General features: G+C 45.4%; 17 protein-coding genes. All 17 read left to right on the forward strand.

What is annotated here, in order from left to right:
• The 17 genes from rnpM (at position 1) to V6W81_RS11370 (ending at position 18675) form a co-directional block, all read left to right on the forward strand.
• Positions 1–309, forward strand: coding sequence for an RNase P modulator RnpM (gene rnpM / locus V6W81_RS11290; RefSeq protein ID WP_056700658.1), 309 nt, complete (start codon positions 1–3; stop codon positions 307–309).
• Positions 299–628 carry a YlxQ family RNA-binding protein gene (locus V6W81_RS11295; protein ID WP_145046357.1) on the forward strand — a complete coding sequence of 110 codons (330 nt, stop codon included), beginning with the start codon at positions 299–301 and terminating at the stop codon, positions 626–628. The genes rnpM and V6W81_RS11295 overlap by 11 nt, the downstream gene beginning before the upstream one ends.
• Entirely contained in the window at positions 621–3194 is a 2574-nt protein-coding gene (infB, locus tag V6W81_RS11300) for a translation initiation factor IF-2 (protein ID WP_338543219.1), read from the forward strand. Before V6W81_RS11295 ends, infB begins: the two co-directional genes overlap by 8 nt.
• 25 nt (positions 3195–3219) lie before the next feature.
• On the forward strand, positions 3220–3579 hold the full coding sequence (gene rbfA, locus V6W81_RS11305; protein ID WP_056700664.1) for a 30S ribosome-binding factor RbfA: 360 nt from the start codon (positions 3220–3222) through the stop codon (positions 3577–3579).
• Positions 3580–3598: 19 nt separating this feature from the next.
• Positions 3599–4576, forward strand: a complete 978-nt coding sequence (locus tag V6W81_RS11310) for a DHH family phosphoesterase (RefSeq protein ID WP_338543222.1) — start codon at positions 3599–3601, stop codon at positions 4574–4576.
• On the forward strand, positions 4570–5493 hold the full coding sequence (truB, locus tag V6W81_RS11315) for a tRNA pseudouridine(55) synthase TruB (RefSeq protein WP_338543224.1): 924 nt from the start codon (positions 4570–4572) through the stop codon (positions 5491–5493). Before V6W81_RS11310 ends, truB begins: the two co-directional genes overlap by 7 nt.
• 67 nt (positions 5494–5560) lie before the next feature.
• Positions 5561–6499, forward strand: a complete 939-nt coding sequence (locus tag V6W81_RS11320; RefSeq protein WP_338543226.1) for a bifunctional riboflavin kinase/FAD synthetase — start codon at positions 5561–5563, stop codon at positions 6497–6499.
• A gap of 159 nt (positions 6500–6658) precedes the next feature.
• Positions 6659–6928, forward strand: a complete 270-nt coding sequence (gene rpsO, locus V6W81_RS11325; protein WP_056700672.1) for a 30S ribosomal protein S15 — start codon at positions 6659–6661, stop codon at positions 6926–6928.
• Between the two features lie 276 nt (positions 6929–7204).
• On the forward strand, positions 7205–9307 hold the full coding sequence (pnp, locus tag V6W81_RS11330; protein WP_145046367.1) for a polyribonucleotide nucleotidyltransferase: 2103 nt from the start codon (positions 7205–7207) through the stop codon (positions 9305–9307).
• Between the two features lie 193 nt (positions 9308–9500).
• Positions 9501–10496 (forward strand): polysaccharide deacetylase family protein, encoded by a 996-nt coding sequence (locus tag V6W81_RS11335; RefSeq protein WP_338543231.1) that lies wholly within the window; start codon positions 9501–9503, stop codon positions 10494–10496.
• Between the two features lie 102 nt (positions 10497–10598).
• The gene (locus tag V6W81_RS11340; protein WP_338543233.1) at positions 10599–11882 is read left to right on the forward strand and encodes a M16 family metallopeptidase; all 1284 of its coding nucleotides are present in this window, start codon (positions 10599–10601) and stop codon (positions 11880–11882) included.
• On the forward strand, positions 11842–12288 hold the full coding sequence (gene dut, locus V6W81_RS11345; protein WP_174715284.1) for a dUTP diphosphatase: 447 nt from the start codon (positions 11842–11844) through the stop codon (positions 12286–12288). Before V6W81_RS11340 ends, dut begins: the two co-directional genes overlap by 41 nt.
• Before the next feature lie 178 nt (positions 12289–12466).
• A complete protein-coding gene (dpsA, locus tag V6W81_RS11350; RefSeq protein WP_338543235.1) occupies positions 12467–13366 on the forward strand; it encodes a dipicolinate synthase subunit DpsA in 900 nt (299 codons plus the stop codon).
• Positions 13363–13959 (forward strand): dipicolinate synthase subunit B, encoded by a 597-nt coding sequence (locus V6W81_RS11355; RefSeq protein WP_145046375.1) that lies wholly within the window; start codon positions 13363–13365, stop codon positions 13957–13959. The genes dpsA and V6W81_RS11355 overlap by 4 nt, the downstream gene beginning before the upstream one ends.
• Positions 13960–14370: 411 nt before the next feature.
• Positions 14371–15588 (forward strand): aspartate kinase, encoded by a 1218-nt coding sequence (gene dapG, locus V6W81_RS11360; RefSeq protein ID WP_145046377.1) that lies wholly within the window; start codon positions 14371–14373, stop codon positions 15586–15588.
• Between the two features lie 42 nt (positions 15589–15630).
• Entirely contained in the window at positions 15631–16506 is an 876-nt protein-coding gene (dapA, locus tag V6W81_RS11365; RefSeq protein ID WP_056700689.1) for a 4-hydroxy-tetrahydrodipicolinate synthase, read from the forward strand.
• 489 nt (positions 16507–16995) lie between these two features.
• The gene (locus V6W81_RS11370) at positions 16996–18675 is read left to right on the forward strand and encodes a ribonuclease J (RefSeq protein WP_145046379.1); all 1680 of its coding nucleotides are present in this window, start codon (positions 16996–16998) and stop codon (positions 18673–18675) included.
• Positions 18676–18884: the final 209 nt, after the last annotated feature.

An 18884-nucleotide genomic window follows, 5' to 3' on the forward strand; every position in this document is an offset into this window, starting at 1 on the left:
ATGAAAACCAAAAAAGTACCGCTGCGCAAATGTGTGGCGTGCCAGGAAATGATGCCTAAAAAGCAACTGATCCGAATCGTTAAAACGCCAGAGGATGAAGTGCTAATTGATTTAACTGGCAAAAAATCCGGACGTGGTGCTTATTTATGCGGTAAGGAATCCTGTTTTAAGCTTGCACTCAAAAACCGATCTTTGGATCGGGCGCTGAAAGGCAAGGTCTCACCGGAAATTTATGAGCAATTGGCTGCTGACTTTATTAAGGTAGAGGATGCATTCAAAGCTGCACAGGAGCGTGAAGATGATGAATAATAAGGCTTTGTCTTATCTAGGACTTTCCATGCGTGCAGGTAAGCTTGTAACAGGTGAAGAAATTGTGCTCAAAGCAGTCCGTTCTTCCGAAGCTAAAATGGTTATTGTTGCGGGCGACGCCTCGGCCAATACACAAAAGAAATTTCGCGACAAATGTGGAACGTATAAAGTTCCGCTCGTAATCGGATTTGACCGGGATAGTCTAGGTTCAAGTATCGGTAAAGAAACGCGGGTTGTCCTTGCAGTAACGGACCGGGGGTTTGCAAAAATGATCTCCAAGCAAGTCGGTATAATGTCGGAGGTGGAGTATATTGAGTAAACAGGAAAACAAGGATAAATTGCGGGTTTATGAATATGCGAAGTCCCTTAATATGAGCAGTAAAGAAATTATAACCATTCTTAAAAAGCTGGATATTCCCGTAAACAATCATATGAGTGTCATGGAGAATGGATCAGTGGGTAAGGTGGAACAATTTTTTAAAGATATAAAATCCACTGCAGCCTCAAAACAAAGTAACGAAGTAAAACAAGTTGCTACTTCCGCAGTGGGTAGCAATAAAACAGTGGACAACAGCAAGCCGGCCGGCGGAGTGAACACGCCGAGTGACAGTAATTCATCCGGTAGTCCCGTACTAAAAAAAATACAACAGGAAAAGCAGGTAGGTATGAACAATAGACCAAATTCCAACAATAACAATGGCTCCCAAAGACCTAGCGGCCAAGATAGCCGCAACAGAACAAACTCTTCCCAAGGCTCCAGCCAAGGAGGACAATCAAGTAATCGTCCAAGACCAGCTCAAGGCGGACAAAGCAGTACTTCATCCCGTCCGCAAGGTTCAGGACAACAACGTCCAAACAATAGCGGTGGCGGTCAAGCAAGAAGCGGAGGACCAAGCGGTGGTGGCACTGGTGGCAACCGTACTGGCGGCCAAGGTCAAAGCCAAGGGCAAGGACAACGCAGAAGCGGACAAGGCAACTCAGGTAATAACAACAACAGTGGCAACCGTTCTAACAGCGGTGGCGGCGGTCGTCGTTATGACGACAATCGTGGCGGTAACTTCCGTGGCCGTGGCGGAAAAAACAATCGCAACAGAAATCAACAACAGTACCAACAACGTGAGAAAATTGATAACACGCCTAAGAAAATCATCGTTCGCGGTGACATGACTGTAGGTGAAACTGCTAAGCTTCTTCACAAAGATGCTTCCGAAGTTATCAAAAAACTCATCGGCATGGGCGTTATGGCTACAATCAACCAAGAACTCGATATTGACACTATTCTTCTGCTTGCAGGCGAATTCGGCGTTGAGGTTGAAGTGAAGATCGTTCTTGAAGATGATCGTTTCGAAACGGTAGAAGAGAATGATGATCCAGCAGATCTTCAATCCCGTCCTCCAGTTGTAACGATCATGGGTCACGTTGACCATGGTAAAACAACATTGCTTGATGCGATTCGTTCTACCAATGTAACGGGCGGCGAAGCTGGCGGAATCACGCAGCATATCGGTGCTTATCAAGTTGAAATTAACAACAAAAAAATTACGTTCCTCGATACTCCGGGTCACGAAGCGTTCACAGCGATGCGTGCACGTGGAGCTCAAGTTACGGATATTACGATTATCGTCGTAGCTGCTGATGATGGTGTTATGCCACAAACGGTTGAAGCAATCAACCATGCCAAAGCAGCAGGCCTACCGATTATCGTTGCTGTTAACAAAATCGATAAGCCAGGTGCAGATGCGGATAAAGTGAAGCAAGAATTGACTAACTATGAACTCGTTCCAGAAGAATGGGGCGGAGACACGATCTTTGTTAACGTTTCTGCGAAACAAAGAATCGGTTTAGAAGGTCTGCTTGAGATGATCTTGCTCGTTGCAGAAGTGAATGAATACAAAGCGAACCCGGACAAACGTGCCCGTGGTACAGTGATCGAAGCCGAGCTGGATAAAGGACGTGGTCCAGTTGCACGTATCCTCGTACAGCACGGTACATTGAAAGTCGGAGATGCATTCGTAGCTGGTAACTGCTTCGGTCGTGTACGTGCGATGGTCAATGACAAAGGTCGCAGATTAAAAGAGGCAGGACCATCCACACCTGTAGAAATTACAGGTTTGACTGAGGTACCAGGTGCTGGTGATCCGTTTATGGTGTTTGAAGATGAGCGTAAAGCTCGTTCTATCGCTGATAAGCGTGCGATTACACAACGTGAATCCGATCTGGGTACAAACACTCGCGTAACGTTGGATGATCTGTTCCAACACATCAAAGACGGTGAAATTAAAGACTTGAACGTAATCATCAAAGGTGACGTACAAGGTTCGGTTGAAGCATTGAAAGGTTCCCTTGCTAAAATCGAGGTTGAAGGTGTGCGCGTGAAGATCATTCACAGTGGTGCTGGTGCGATCACAGAATCCGATATCATCTTGGCAGCAGCATCTAATGCGATTGTGATTGGTTTCAACGTTCGTCCAGATAACCAAGCGAAGGTTACAGCAGATCAAGAGCAAGTTGACATTCGTCTGCATCGTGTTATCTACAGTGTTATCGAAGAAATTGAACAAGCGATGAAAGGTATGCTTGATCCGGTTTACAAAGAAAAAGTTATCGGTCATGCTGAAGTTCGGAGCACATTCTCGATTAGTAAAGTGGGTACAATTGCTGGATGTATGGTTACTTCAGGTAAAATTACTCGCTCTGCAGAGGCACGTTTGATTCGTGATGGCATCGTCCTTTACGAAGGCAAACTGGATTCCTTGAAGCGTTACAAAGATGATGCTAAAGAAGTAGCTCAAGGCTACGAATGTGGTATCACGCTGGATAAATACAATGATCTCAAAGAAGGCGACGTTATCGAAGCCTTCATTATGGAGAGCGTACAACGATAAGCAAGGAAGCATGAGGTGAACAACAATGGCTAAGATTCGTACAGGTAGAGTGGGCGAGCAGATCAAGAAAGAACTCAGTGTGCTCATCCAGTCAGAACTGAAAGATCCACGGATCGGTTTTATTACCGTAACGGGAGTTGAAGTAACTGGCGACTTGTCGCAAGCCAAAGTTTATCTGAGTGTCTTCGGTGAACAGGAACAGAAGGATAACTCGCTCAAAGCTCTGGAAAAAGCAAATGGATTTTTGCGTTCTGAGCTGGGCAAGCGTATCCGGTTCCGCCATGTTCCCGAGTTGATATTCAAGATCGACGAATCCATCGCTTATGGTAGCCGGATTGAGAAGCTGCTTGGCGATATTGGTTCAGACAAGAACGAATCCCAGTAACAGAATAGAGGAGACGGCAATGCACACTTATGAACAGGCGCTTCAAAGTGGAAAGAAATTTCTACTGGAGCATGATGATTACCTGGTCGTGTCGCATGTACAGCCGGACGGTGACGCAGTCAGCTCGACGGTAACGGTGGGCTGGCTGCTGTCATGTCTGGGCAAGACATTCACGATGATTAATGAAGGTGAAATCCCCGGGCGTATGCGCTTCTTATGGGGAGCAGATGACATCGTGAACATGACCGAACAACCACCAGCGCGAAAATTTAAAGCAGTCATTTGTGTGGACTGTGCTGATTTTGCACGAGTAGGCTTGACTCGTCATTATTTTGAAGAGGATGCAGTCATCTTAAATATTGATCATCATCCAACCAATAATGCATACGGAACTGTGAACATTATTAAATCAGATGCTGCAGCAACGGCAGAGATTTTGTTTGATTTGGTAAGTCTGTTTCCAGTGACGTTGAATAAAGATGCAGCGACAGCCATTTATACGGGGTTATTAACCGATACAGGTGGTTTTCGTTATGCCAACACAAGTCCAAATGTAATGACAACAGCTTCGAAGTTGCTTGAACATGGTGTGGACGGTCCATACCTAGCTCAGACATTACTAGAGCAAGTTACTCTTCCTCAAGTTCGTATTTTGAATCAGGCACTGAATAGCCTGCAAATGACGGATGATGGCAAGATTGCTTGGGTTATTATCACGCCTGAAGATATGATTACTTGTGGTGCGGCAAATGAAGATCTTGAAGGTATTGTGAACTACCCGCGTAATATTCAAGGGGTAGAAGTAGGGATCTTTTTCAAAGTTATTAATGATTCGGCCGTAAAAGTATCGCTTCGCTCTGCAGGTAAGGTCGATGTAGCTGAACTTGCACAAACATTTGGTGGGGGTGGCCATGTACTTGCTGCAGGCTGCCGACTGGAAGGTACGCTGGAAGACATCGTAGCTAAGGTACTGAAGCAGGTGAATGCACAATGGTAAAATCGTTTGAAGGAATACTAGCGGTATATAAACCAGCAGGTTACACTTCACATGATGTCGTTGCCAAACTGCGTCGTATTCTGAAAATGAAGCGTATCGGACATACTGGAACATTAGATCCACAGGTTACGGGGGTTCTTCCGCTTTGTCTTGGACGTGCAACACGGGTGGTTGAGTATATGCAGGAACTGCCTAAGGAGTATGTGGCTACACTACGTCTTGGTCTCTCGACAGATACAGAGGACATGACAGGTGAAGTCATTGAGCGTTCGGAAGAAGCTGTCAACGTGACGGAGGAGCAGGTACGTCTGGCGCTAGAGAAGTTTCAGGGTACGATCTCTCAGGTTCCACCGATGTATTCAGCCCTCAAAGTGGATGGCAAACGTTTATATGAACTGGCACGTGAAGGAAAAACTGTCGAACGCAAAAGTCGCGAAGTGACGATCTATGAGCTTGAATTCACCGGGATTGAGACTCATGGAGACACAACGGATATCTCATTCCGTGCTTTGTGTTCTAAAGGTACGTATATTCGAACGTTATGTGTGGATATTGGGCGTGAGCTAGGTTATCCTTCCACGATGGTACAGCTCGAACGCACCATGTCGGCAGGGATTCCCGCAGATCGTTGTTTGACAATTGAAGAGATTGAGCAACGCATGGCAGAGAATACAATAACCGAAGCATTCATACCAGTAGACGAAGCAATTGACTTTATACCGTCACACACGGTTAATGATGAACTAGCCAAAGGAGCTCTTCAGGGTCAGAAGTTGTCTGCGCGTTTGTTAGAGCCACCTGTAGAACAACCTGGCCTTCTGCGGTTATACACCCAGGACGGGACGTTCCTGGGCATTTTTGAACGAGACGAACTTAAAGCTACAGTCAGAGCAGTCAAGGTGTTTTTACCAGAGTAAAGGATCTTGAGTTTAGACTGTGTAGATGATAAGCTCTGTCTATCAAGTGAAATGCAGGTGAATGATTGTGAAAACCGTAATGCTAACATATCCGCAGACATTGACTTCCGATGAGCTGCATACACAGCCCCAAGTGCTAGCTATTGGTCAATTTGACGGATTGCATCTCGGACATGCAAGCGTCATTTTGTCAGCTGTCCGCATTGCGCGTGAAACTGGTGTGCAAGCGGCGGTAATGACCTTTCATCCTCATCCGAAGGAAGTTATGCGCAAAGGCGATTACGAAGGATATCTGACTCCACTGCAAGACAAAGAAGAGATCCTGGCGGGGCTTGGCGTAGACATACTATATGTTGTTGAATTTAACGACGAGTTCTCGAAATTGACTCCGGAGCAATTCGCTCGCGATCTGTTGTTGCCACTTCAGACGCGTACGGCTGTTGTTGGTTTTGATTTCCGATTTGGACATCAAGGAGCAGGCGACGAACAACTGCTTCGGTCGTTAGGTGGTAACGACATGACGGTTGAGACGGTACCTCCGTTCTTGTTAAACGGGGAGAAGGTAAGCAGTTCCCTCATCCGAGGTTTGCTCAAACGTGGGCAGATGGATGAAGCTAGTCAGTGGCTGGGTCGACCTTACAGTATCCGAGGAACCGTGGTTCATGGGGAAAAGCGTGGTCGTACCATTGGTTTCCCGACGGCTAACCTTGAACTGTTGGATCGTTATGTGATTCCAGCCAAAGGTGTATATGCAGTTCGGGTGCAATATGGAGAACAGATGCTACGTGGAGTTATGAATTTAGGTGTGAAGCCGACTTTCCACGAAAGTGGGATGAAACCTACGTTTGAAGTGCATCTGCTTGATTTTGAAGGGCAGTTGTATGATCAGGAACTGAAGGTAGAACTTGTTCACTATATCCGTGAAGAGCGTAAATTTGCTTCAATTGATGCATTGATCAGCCAGATCCGTGAGGATGCATTGACGGCTGCTCGTTTGTTATCCTAAAAAAATGAAACAAAATGTAGGTTGAGATTTACTTTAGCCTACGAACTATGATACAATGTACTACGTTGTCGATTGAGACAACAAATAACCTTAGCTTGGTTGCATGCTCTCACCGGCGGTTACGAGGCTAATGGCGATTATATGAAGGAGGTGAATAGGATGGCATTGACTCAAGAACGTAAACAACAACTGATCGACGAGCACAAAACTCACGAGTCCGATACAGGATCTCCAGAGGTGCAAGTTGCTATCCTTACGGAAAACATCAGAAGTTTGACAGACCACTTGCGTACGCATAAGAAAGACCACCACTCACGTCGTGGACTTTTGAAAATGGTAGGTCAACGTCGTAAGCTTTTGGCTTACGTGAAAAACAAAGATGTTAAACGTTACAGCGCATTGATCGAGAAACTCGGATTGCGTCGTTAATTATCGTACATGTTTTCAAAACCAACCTGGCTGTTATCCGCCTTCCTTTTGTCTAAAAGGACAAGCGGAACCTACAGCCGGGTTGTTTTGTAGATGAACATGTTGCCATATATTTGTAGATGGGAGCTCCGCAAGGGGCTTTTGTTTTGCTAGAGGGCTTGTTGTCCTCTTAATGAAATGTTGAAACCTGCCGATGCTAATGAATGTTGGACAAGCAGGAAATACTGTGAAGATGCAGAATCCATTGTGTTAGGAACGATTAAAAGGAGGGATTTCATGGAAAAGCGTGTTGAAATGCAACTTGGTGGAAGAACGCTTGTGCTTGAAACAGGTCGTTTGGCTAAACAAGCTAACGCTGCGGTTAAGGTGACGTACGGAGATACCGTTGTATTGTGTACCGTTACAGCATCCAGCGAACCAAAAGATTTAGACTTTTTCCCATTGACGGTTAACTATGAAGAGAGATTGTACGCTGTAGGAAAGATTCCTGGGGGATTCATCAAACGTGAAGGCAGACCGAGCGAAAAGGCGATCCTTGCCAGCCGTCTGACTGACCGTCCGATTCGTCCGTTGTTCCCAGAAGGCTTCCGTAATGATGTTCAAGTTCTCAACATCGTTATGAGTGTTGATCAAGACTGTGAACCACAAATTGCTGCGATGATCGGTACGTCGGCTGCATTGAGCATTTCTGATGTTCCATTCAGCGGGCCAATCGGTGGTGTGAAAGTGGGACGAATTAATGGTGAATTCATCATTAACCCAACAATTGCACAGCTTGAAGTAAGTGAGATCGAGCTTGTGGTAGCTGGAACGAAAGATGCCATTATGATGGTTGAAGCTGAAGCTAACGAAGTGCCAGAAGAAATCATGCTGGAAGCAATCATGTTTGGTCACGATGAGATCAAAAACATTGTTGCTGTGATTGAACAACTGGTAGAAGTAGCTGGCAAAGAAAAAATGGCTGTGAAACTGCATGCAGTTAACGCTGATGTAAATAGCGCTGTTCGTGAATTTGCGAGTGCACGTCTCGTTGAAGCAGTTAAAATTGCGGAAAAACATGCTCGTCAGGATGCAATTGATGTAGTGAATGACGAAACGGTTGCTCACTTCGAAGAGAAATATATCGAAACACCTGAACTGCTCAAAGATGTAAAAGAAGTGCTTCACGATATTGTAAAAGAAGAAGTACGTCGCCTCATTACACATGATAAGGTTCGTCCGGATGGTCGTGGCCTGGCTGAGATTCGTCCAATTGAATGTGACACATCCCTGTTGCCACGTACGCATGGCTCTGGTCTGTTTACGCGTGGTCAAACACAAGCCCTTAGCATTTGTACGCTTGGTGCGTTAGGTGATGTTCAGATCTTGGATGGTATCAGTCTGGAAGAAACCAAACGTTTCATGCACCACTACAACTTCCCACCGTTCAGCGTAGGTGAAGCTCGTCCATTGCGTGCGCCTGGTCGTCGTGAAATCGGACATGGTGCATTAGGTGAACGTGCCTTGGCGAAAGTGATTCCTTCCGAAACAGATTTCCCATACACCATTCGTCTTGTATCTGAAGTACTTGAATCCAACGGTTCCACTTCACAAGCAAGTATCTGTGCGAGCACGCTCGCAATGATGGATGCTGGTGTACCAATTAAAGCTCCAGTAGCCGGTGTTGCTATGGGTCTGATCAAAGACGGCGATCATGTTTCAATCTTGAGCGATATTCAAGGTATGGAAGATCACCTGGGCGATATGGACTTTAAAGTTGCTGGAACACCTGAAGGTGTAACTGCAATTCAAATGGACATCAAAATTGATGGTATTGATCGTCAAATTTTGTCTGAAGCATTGGCTCAAGCCAAAGAAGGTCGTATGCACATCTTGGGCAAAATGACTGAGGTAATGAAAACTCCACGTGAGCAATTGTCACAATATGCTCCTAAAATCACGACGATGCACATTAACCCGGACAAAATCCGTGATGTTATCGGTGCAGGTGGTAAAATTATCAATAAAATCATCGAGGAAACCGGTGTTAAAATTGATATTGAACAAGACGGACGTGTCTTTATCGCTTCCTCTAATCAGGAAATGAACGATAAAGCAAAAGCAATCATCGAAGGGATCGTGCGTGAAGTACTGGTTGGCGAAATTTATGTCGGCAAAGTAAAACGTGTAGAAAAATTCGGTGCATTTGTTGAAGTTCTTCCGAATAAAGAAGGTCTGGTACACATCTCACAATTGTCCACAGAACGTGTTGCCAAAGTGGAAGATGTTGTAGCTATTGGTGATTCCATTACGGTTAAAGTAACGGAAATTGACCCACAAGGTCGCATCAACCTTTCACGTAAAGCTGTATTGACGGCAGAAGCTCCGGCTCAGTCTTAAGTTCACAGCTGAAGATACAAAGGTTCATTGAATCAAGAGACAGAAGGTTGTATTTCTGGCTCTTTTTTTAACGCCCAAAATAACTTTCATCCACGAAAAGCTGCAAGAAAAGCGATAGCAGGCAGTGTGTTTTATTCATATTCTTGCCCTTGTCCTCATATGATGGGGACAAAGACGGCGGGAGGATGGAGCTGTGAGAAAAAAGTCTAAAAAGCTGGCTGCAGTTCTGGCGGGTATAATCACGGTTATATTGGTCGGACAAGTAGGCAGTGTTCGTACATACATCACGGAGATCCGTGATGGACCGGGAACTCAAAATGCATTTGACATGTTCAAAGAGGCTACGGGTGAAGATGCTTTGTTAACAGCTATTCGGGAAAAAGCGGCTGAAACCAAAATTGCTCCAATGAATGCCAGAGTAGATCGGGTATGGAAAGCAATTCCCGGATATAATGGAACAGAGATTGACGTGGAGGCTACATATCGAAAGGCGCTTGGGGGAAACCTGAATACCAAAATTTCGTATGTTTATCGGCAAACGGAACCGGAGATTGGCCTTGAGGATCTAGGGGCACATCCGATATACCGCGGTAACCCAGAGAAGCCTATGGTATCTTTTATGATCAATGTAGCTTGGGGGAATGAATATATTGTCCCGATGCTCGATACACTCGATGCAGAGCAGGTCAAAGCGACTTTTTTCTTGGATGGTAGTTGGTTAAGCAAAAATGCGGAACTTGCAAAAGAGATTCAAAAACGTGGACATGAGTTATCAAACCATGCATATTCCCACCCCAATATGAGTCGATTAAGTGCAGAACGGGCAAGGCTGGAGATTAGTAAGACTCAGGATTTACTGCAAAAGACGTTGGGGGTAGAAAATCGTTGGTTTGCACCTCCATCTGGAGACTTTAATCAAAAAACGGTAGATATTGCTTCCAGCATGGGTTTACAGACGGTGTTATGGACACTGGATACCGTGGACTGGCGTAAACCAAGCTCAGCGTCGGTTGTAGCCAAAATTGCCAAAAACGTGGATGCTGGAACCTTAATCCTAATGCACCCAACGGCTGCTTCCTCAGGTGCGTTAAAAGGCATGATTGATTCTATTCGAGCCAAAGGACTTATCTTAGGTACCGTCACGGAAACCTTGTCTTCGGAGCGAGTGAAGGCTAAGCCGGTTGAGTGAACGATGTTTTTTTGTTAATATCAAACAGTTGGAACCAAATGTCGATTTCAATTTTAGTTTTATTGAGATCAGCACAATTATAGAGATGTAGGAGGGCCAACCGTGAAAAAAATTCAGCTGGGCAATGGCCTCAGAGTTGTCATGGAACAGATCCCGACCTGTCGTTCCGTGTCTTTCGGTATATGGGTCAAAACAGGTTCGCGTAACGAACAGCTTGCAAGCAACGGGGTTTCTCATTTTATTGAGCACATGTTGTTCAAGGGAACCGATCGTTATGATGCAAAAGCGATTGCGGAACAATTTGATGCTATTGGTGGTAATGTTAATGCCTTTACTTCCAAAGAATACACTTGTTATTATGCAAAAGTATTGGACGAACATCTGCCGATTGCAGTAGACGTATTGTCTGATATGTTTTTCCGATCCAAAATGGATGAGGGTGAACTAAGTAAAGAAAAGAATGTCATCCTTGAAGAAATATCGATGTACGAGGATACACCAGATGATATGGTGCATGATCTTATGGCACTTGCTGCTTATGGCGAGCATCCGCTGGCTTATCCGATCTTAGGTACGGAAGAACGTCTCAAGACGATGGATTCGAGCCATCTGCGTGCATATATGAAAGAGCACTATACCATCGAAAATACCGTCATTAGTATTGCTGGTAATATTGATGACAGTGTCATTGAATTAATGGAAAAGCATTTTGGTGAATTCGATGTGAATGGGGTTGCCGAGCAAGTTACGGAGCCTAAGTTCCACAGTGGACAGCTTTTCCACAAGAAGAAAACCGAACAGAATCATATTTGTATTTCCTTCCCAGGCTGCAAAATTGGTGATCCGCTTCAATTCGCTATGGTTGTGTTGAACAACGCCATTGGTGGGGGAATGAGTTCTCGACTATTCCAGGAAATTCGGGAGAAACGTGGTTTGGCCTATTCAGTCTATTCCTATCATAGCTCTCATGCGGATAGCGGACTCTTTACAATCTATGCAGGTACTGCACCGAAACAGACGAAGGAAGTATTGGATCTGACAAAAGAGGTGCTTAATGATCTGGCAGTTCATGGTTTGTCCGAAGATGAACTACGCAAAGGAAAAGAGCAGCTCAAAGGAAGTCTGATTCTCAGTTTGGAGAGCACGGGCAGTCGTATGAACCGTCTTGGTAAAAACGAGCTTATGCTGGGCAGACACCATACGTTAGATGAAATGATTGCCAAAATTGAACAAGTAACCATGGACGATATCGATGCTGTACTAGACCTGATGTTCGCTGAGCCTTTTGCTCTCGCGATGGTTGGGGCTTCGGATCGATCGATTGCCGGACTCAGAAGGGATGATTTTGTTGCATTACGTTCAAATTCAAAAGCTACCGGGCAATGAAGATATTAAGCTGCCACAAAAAATGTCGGAGCTTGCTTCCGGTTTTGATGTAGTAGCCGCATTACAGGAAGAAGTTACATTGCAACCAGGTCAACGTACACTTATTCCAACAGGTCTCGCAATGGCTATGCCGGCAGGACTTGAAGCACAGATCCGTCCACGTAGTGGACTTGCATTCAAACACGGGATTACGTGTCTGAACACACCTGGCACCATTGATGCCGACTATCGTGGAGAAGTAAAGGTGTTGCTCATTAATCTTGGGCAAGAGCCATTTACTATTGTACGTGGTGAGCGGATTGCTCAAATCGTTTTCCAAACCGTACCTGCAGTGGAGTTATCTGAAGTAAGTGAGCTTTCGGAAACGATTCGTGGAGAAGGCGGATTCGGCCATACAGGAAAATAAATGAAGTACATATGAATTCTTGGTGGAGTCGATCGCGATGACCAGGTATGCGCATATGAACGGATAAGGAAGAGTCATCCCGAGATAGTGGGATGGCTCTTTTTTTAATGTGTTTTCACCCCTATGTAGGCAACTGCATACGATAAGGCATACGTGTGGTGAAAGGAGTGACGTCCCGATGCTGACCGGTGTCCGGATAGTAGTCCTGGGCGGAGATGCGCGGCAGCTTGAAGTCATTCAAAAGTGCGCAGAGTTGGATGCTACGGTAACCGTGGTTGGATTCGACAGGCTGGAGTGCTCTATTCCGGGAATTGAACTTCAGGAATTGGATGATGAAGTATTCGCTTCTGCAGATGTATTGGTTCTACCCGTCGTAGGTTGTGATGACCAGGGTAAAGTGAATACATCATTCAGTGAGTCGCCGATTTTTCTAAAAAAGGAGCATGTTGCGGCATTGCCGGAGCATTGCATTGTCTTTACAGGCATGGCTAAACCATTCTTACGTAATCTGTGTCAAGAGAATGGACTGCGATTAATTGAAGTGTTAAATCGTGATGATATTGCGCTCTATAACTCTATTCCGACAGCAGAGGGCGCTATCGCTATGGCGATTCGCGAGACGGACTTCACGATCCACGGATCGGAATGTATTGTGCTTGGTTTAGGTCGTACGGGATTCACAATGGCCAAAACACTGCAGGGACTTGGAGCAAATGTGCGGGTTGGAATCAGGCGTGAAGAGGATGTTGCTCGCGCGACAATTATGGGCTGGAAGCCTTTTATGACAACGGATTTGGCTGCTCAAACCGGGGAAGTTGACTTGCTTTTTAATACGATACCGACTATGATAATCACAGCACAAATCCTGTCCAGAATGCCGCAAAAAGCAGTCATTATCGACCTTGCATCTGCCCCTGGTGGCTGCGATTTTCGGTATGCTGAGAAACGCGGTATGAAGGCGCTACTAGCGCCTGGCCTCCCCGGTATAGTTGCTCCCAAAACGGCTGGCGGTATAATTGCCGACGCGCTGATCCGTTTGCTTTTGGAAGAACAAAACGCACGGGAGGTTGAACAATGAACTGGCAGGGAAAAACGGTAGGTTACGCAATTACAGGGTCTCATTGTACGTTTGAAGAGGTTATGCCGGTCATTAGCCGGTTCGTAACTGAAGGCGCAAATGTGATCCCTATTATTTCCAATTCAGTTTTAACGACGGATACACGTTTTGGAACGGCTCAGAATTGGCAGAAACAGTTGAAAGATATAACGGGTAATGATATTATTTCTACAATTGTTGAGGCGGAACCGTTAGGGCCTTCCAAATTGCTGGATGTACTCGTTATCGCTCCTTGCACAGGAAATACGACGAGTAAGCTCGCTAATGCAATGACCGATAGTCCTGTACTGATGGCAGCCAAAGCGCAGATGCGCAATCAGCGTCCTGTCGTACTCGCTATTTCTACGAATGATGGTCTGGGTCTGAATGCTGCCAACATCGCCAAATTGCTTGTAGCGAAATACATGTATTTTGTGCCGTTCGGGCAGGATGATCCGGTGAAGAAGCCTAATTCGTTAGTAGCCAAGATGGAACTGATTCCAGAAGCTTGCTGGAGTGCACTGGACGGTAAACAGCTACAGCCAATGATTGTTGAACGTTCTCCACAAGCTTAATGTAATATAATCTTGGTCTGTTGTTAAATACGGTTTCGCAGAGGAACAAGTTCAAGGATAACGGTTATACGCTTGAAGAGATGCATAAGGTTCGATAGACAAAGAAAATCATGGGGGACGATAAACCAGGTGTGAATACCAGCCTGTGTCCGCGTTCCTGTCGTGTAAGGGCATTCCTGTTTGCGATGCTTAAGCTCACCGCAAGCGGGATGCGTTCATAGGTCTTGCGTATTATGGCGGTAACATTTGTGACCTGTGTGTAGATTGTCAGGTGCAAACATTCTACTAACGGGTATGCCATGTATGCCGTACAGTGGGTGAAGTTATCGCATCGGGACGCTCCCTAGGTTGATCCATTTGTTGATTTGGCCCGTGTCTAGTCTTCTTGCGTACACAAATGGAGGAATAAAGATGCGCATCATGGTACAGAAATTCGGTGGCACGTCGCTATCTACCGTTCAGGCTAGAGAGCACGTGCTCCGTCATATTAAACGTGAGCTTGAAGCAGGCCTAAGTTTGGTGGTTGTTGTTTCCGCCATGGGTCGCCGAGGTGAGCCTTACGCAACAGATACATTACTGGACTGGACTGCCCAGAACGGAAATGCCATATCTGCACGTGAGAGGGATTTACTGCTGTGCTGTGGTGAAATCATATCGGCAACTACACTTAGCAGTTTGCTGGAACATGAAGGGATATCCACGACAGTGCTGACCGGAGCGCAAGCAGGGTTTGTGACGGACGACAATTTCGGGAATGCCCGGATTTTGGATGTCCGTCCTGTTCGTGTACTGGAGCAGCTTGAGCAGGGACGGGTCGTTATTGTTACAGGGTTTCAAGGGCAGACAGAGAATGGAGACTTTACTACGCTTGGTCGTGGTGGAAGTGATACGTCGGCTACAGCATTGGGTGCTGCACTACGTGCGGAGATGGTTGATATTTATACCGATGTCAATGGCATATTGACTGCCGATCCGCGGATCGTTGAAGATGCACGTCCTTTGACTGTGGTGAGTTATGCCGAAATCTGCAATATGGCGCATCATGGTGCCAAGGTCATCCATCCCCGTGCGGTAGAGATTGCCATGCAAGCTCAAATTCCGGTGCGTGTACGCTCTACTTTTGCGGACAGTGAAGGTACGCTGGTAACACATCCTGAAGGATTTCAAGATGTACAGACAGGCATTATTGACCGTTATGTAACAGGTATAGCTTATGTAAGCAATGTGACTCAGATTGCGGTTGAAGTTCCTGGCGGTGCGGATCGGTTACAGCTCAAGGTGTTTAAAACGATGGCTGAGAATTCGATCAGTGTCGATTTTATTAATGTGACCCCATCGGGAGTCGTATATACGGTGTTTGACAGTGATTCTGAGAAAGCGATTCAAGTTCTGCAGGAGATTGGTCTTAAACCCCAAAGTTTGTCTGGCTGTGCCAAAGTATCAGTGATCGGTGGGGGCATTAATGGTGTACCAGGGATCATGGCTAGAATTGTGGAGTCATTAACGCTAGCCGATATTCAGATTCTGCAATCCGCAGATTCCAACACGACCATCTGGGTACTCGTAAAAAAAGAAGATATGGTTCAGGCATTGAGGGCGCTTCACGCCTCATTCGAACTTCATTTATAAGCTGAATTGAACCGAGCAGACCTGTTTTGAGGAGGAATCGAAGTGGACTTTGGAAGATTGATTACAGCAATGGTCACTCCGTTTAACGATCAAGGAGAGATTCATTGGGAGGAAACAGCACGACTAATTGACTATCTGATTGTAGAACAAAAGTCTGAAACACTTGTTGTTTCTGGAACGACAGGGGAGTCTCCCACGCTTAGCGATTCGGAAAAGGTACAACTTTTCGAGTTTACAGTCAAACATGCTGCTGGCCGTTGCAAAATTATCGCCGGCACGGGAAGTAATAACACGGCTCATTCGATCCATCTAACACAAGAAGCCGAGCGTGTAGGTGCTGATGGGGTATTGTTGGTGGTTCCGTATTACAACAAGCCAAGTCAGGAAGGGATGTTTAAACATTTTGAGGCTATCGCAGCCTCGACTAAACTCCCGGTTATGCTCTATAACGTCCCTGGACGTACGGTAGCGAGCCTTACTGCGGCTACAACGCTTCGTCTTGCTCAGATTCCAAACATCATTGCAACGAAAGAGTGTGCCTCGTTAGAGCACGTTACGTTAATCGCTGCGGATGCGCCTGAGCATTTCAGAGTGTACACAGGAGACGATGCTTCTGGATTACCAGCGCTTGCCGTAGGTGCCCATGGCATCGTTAGTGTAGCTAGTCATGTGATTGGGGCAGAGATGAAAACGATGATTGATTCGTTTGTCGGAGGAGATCCTCTGCAAGCTGCGAAGATTCATCAGAAACTTTTCCCGATATTCAAAGGGCTATTTGAGTGTCCACAGCCTCTCCCTAACCCGGTCGCGGTTAAATATGCACTGACAATGCGTGGATTAAACGTAGGTTCAGTGCGTCTTCCGCTCATTGCTCCAACCGAGGAAGAGCAAGTGTATATTCGAGGGCTATTTAACTAGAGTAAGTCAGCAATACTTAGGATAATTATTTTATTAATATTTTCCAGAATATTAAACGCATCAAGAACCGTTCTTCTGCTCTATAAGAAGACGGTTCTTTTTTTATTCCCCTATTTTAGGCTGATTCACATTCAATGTCAGAGGGAAACCTATGTATAACGACACAGTGACTTGTTTTTTTTGTTTTTAATCATGTATAATGATGTCAAGTGACTGGGTGCGGTATTTTTTTGAAATTGAAAGCGACATCGTTAGGTGATGTGGCTTTGCGGTGAAAAGGGAAGGAACGGCTAAGAAGGAATCATTTCAAAAATCCAACTTGTTGGTGAAGGGGAATAACTTCGAAGAACTTCTTCCAAATATCGTGAATAGAGGCGTTCATATACATTGATACCTAATATTTAGGTTGAAGATGTGAGGACTGCTTTTCTTAACTTACAATAAATAATAAGGTACGACGTCCAACTACCATAGGAGGTTTAGATTCATTTGTCTAAGAAAAATAATAACGATAAACTGATGATTTTTGCACTGGGCGGCGTAGGTGAAATTGGTAAAAATATGTACGTCATCCAATATGCCAACGACATTGTTGTCGTAGATGCTGGTCTTAAATTCCCTGAAGAAGATATGCTTGGAATCGATATTGTCATTCCTGACATCTCTTATCTGACTGAAAATCGTGACAAAGTAAGAGGCATTATTTTGACTCACGGACACGAGGATCATATCGGCGGCTTGCCATATGTTCTGAAACACTTGAACGTTCCGGTATACGGAACAAAACTTACCCTCGGTCTTGTAGAAAACAAGCTGAAAGAAGCGAATTTGCTGGGTGAAACCAAACGGATTTTGATCGATGCTGATTCCGAGATTCAACTGGGTTCTGTGCTGAAAGCCACATTCTTCGCCACTAACCATAGTATTCCGGATTCTGTGGGTGTATGCGTGGAAACACCAGAAGGTGCTGTTGTTCATACAGGTGACTTCAAATTTGACCACACACCAGTCAACGGTCAATATGCGGATCTTCAACGTATGGCACAGATCGGAACGAATGGCGTCCTTGCTCTCTTGTCCGATAGTACAAATGCAGAGAAGCCAGGATTCACGCCTTCGGAGAAAAATGTGGGCATCGTTCTGGAAGATATTTTCCGTAAAGCGAGTCAACGTGTTGTTGTAGCAACATTCGCTTCGAACGTACACCGGATTCAACAGGTCATCAATGCAGCGGAAGTGACTGGACGTAAAGTTGCAGTTATCGGACGCAGTATGGTGAACGTAGTAGGGATCGCTTCTGAGCTGGGTTATCTTGAAATTCCAGATGGCATGATCATTGAACCGGAAGAAGTAGGCAAAATGGCTGCTGACCGTGTTGTAATTCTCTGCACAGGAAGCCAAGGCGAGCCAATGTCCGCTCTGACTCGGATGGCTCGTTCGACGCATCGTAAAGTAGATATATTGCCAGGTGATACTGTAATCATTGCAGCAACACCAGTTCCTGGTAATGAAAAATATGTGGGACGTACAATTGATGAATTGTTCCGTCTGGGTGCTAACGTGCATTACAGCGGTGCCAACAGTGGCGTTCACGTATCCGGTCACGGTAGTCAGGAAGAATTGAAATTGATGCTCAACTTGATGAAACCAAAATTCTTCTTGCCAATCCACGGTGAATTCCGTATGCAACGTCGCCATGCAGTACTTGGTGAATCGGTTGGCATTGATCCGGATAACATTTTTATCACTGATATTGGTGAAGTAATAGAAATCCAAGGTGGCTCTGCTCGTAGAGCAGGTAAAGTTACTGCAGGTAATGTATTGATTGATGGCCTGGGTGTAGGCGACGTAGGTAATATCGTACTTCGTGACCGCAAACTGTTATCTCAAGATGGTATTCTGGTTGTTGTAGTAACGCTCAGCAAACAGGATGGCAAAATTGTATCAGGTCCGGACATTATCTCCCGTGGTTTTGTATACGTACGGGAATCCGAAGGACTGCTTGATGAAGCGAATCGCATTGTAAGTAGCACATTGCAGAAGCTGATGAGTGAGAACGTTAACGAATGGGCTTCACTCAAAACGAATGTCAAAGATGCACTGGGACGCTTCTTGTATGAGCAAACTCGTCGTAGACCGATGATTTTGCCAATCATCATGGAAGTTTAAACGTACGATAAACAAACATATATTCAGGCACACAGTCGCCCCTTCTCTACGAGTAATATTGGACGGTTCCTCGTAGAGAAGGGGCTTTTTTGTGTTCGTTACATCTTTTCTGCCACGTGACACACCTATTTGAATATGAAGTGGGTATAAGGAGGCTGGAAAATTCCCCATACTAAGGCATACATCAAATGTATTGGAGAAGGGGAATA

The organism is Paenibacillus tundrae, assembly GCF_036884255.1.
Lineage (GTDB): Bacteria > Bacillota > Bacilli > Paenibacillales > Paenibacillaceae > Paenibacillus.

Excerpts from the sequence above, each read along its gene's own strand:
- rnpM (WP_056700658.1), top strand. The coding sequence starts at position 1 with ATGAAAACCAAAAAAGTACCGCTGCGCAAATGTGTGGCGTGCCAGGAA.
- V6W81_RS11295 (WP_145046357.1), top strand. The coding sequence starts at position 299 with ATGATGAATAATAAGGCTTTGTCTTATCTAGGACTTTCCATGCGTGCA.
- rbfA (WP_056700664.1), top strand. The coding sequence starts at position 3,220 with ATGGCTAAGATTCGTACAGGTAGAGTGGGCGAGCAGATCAAGAAAGAA.
- V6W81_RS11310 (WP_338543222.1), top strand. The coding sequence starts at position 3,599 with ATGCACACTTATGAACAGGCGCTTCAAAGTGGAAAGAAATTTCTACTG.
- truB (WP_338543224.1), top strand. The coding sequence starts at position 4,570 with ATGGTAAAATCGTTTGAAGGAATACTAGCGGTATATAAACCAGCAGGT.
- rpsO (WP_056700672.1), top strand. The coding sequence starts at position 6,659 with ATGGCATTGACTCAAGAACGTAAACAACAACTGATCGACGAGCACAAA.
- pnp (WP_145046367.1), top strand. The coding sequence starts at position 7,205 with ATGGAAAAGCGTGTTGAAATGCAACTTGGTGGAAGAACGCTTGTGCTT.
- dpsA (WP_338543235.1), top strand. The coding sequence starts at position 12,467 with ATGCTGACCGGTGTCCGGATAGTAGTCCTGGGCGGAGATGCGCGGCAG.
- V6W81_RS11355 (WP_145046375.1), top strand. The coding sequence starts at position 13,363 with ATGAACTGGCAGGGAAAAACGGTAGGTTACGCAATTACAGGGTCTCAT.
- dapG (WP_145046377.1), top strand. The coding sequence starts at position 14,371 with ATGCGCATCATGGTACAGAAATTCGGTGGCACGTCGCTATCTACCGTT.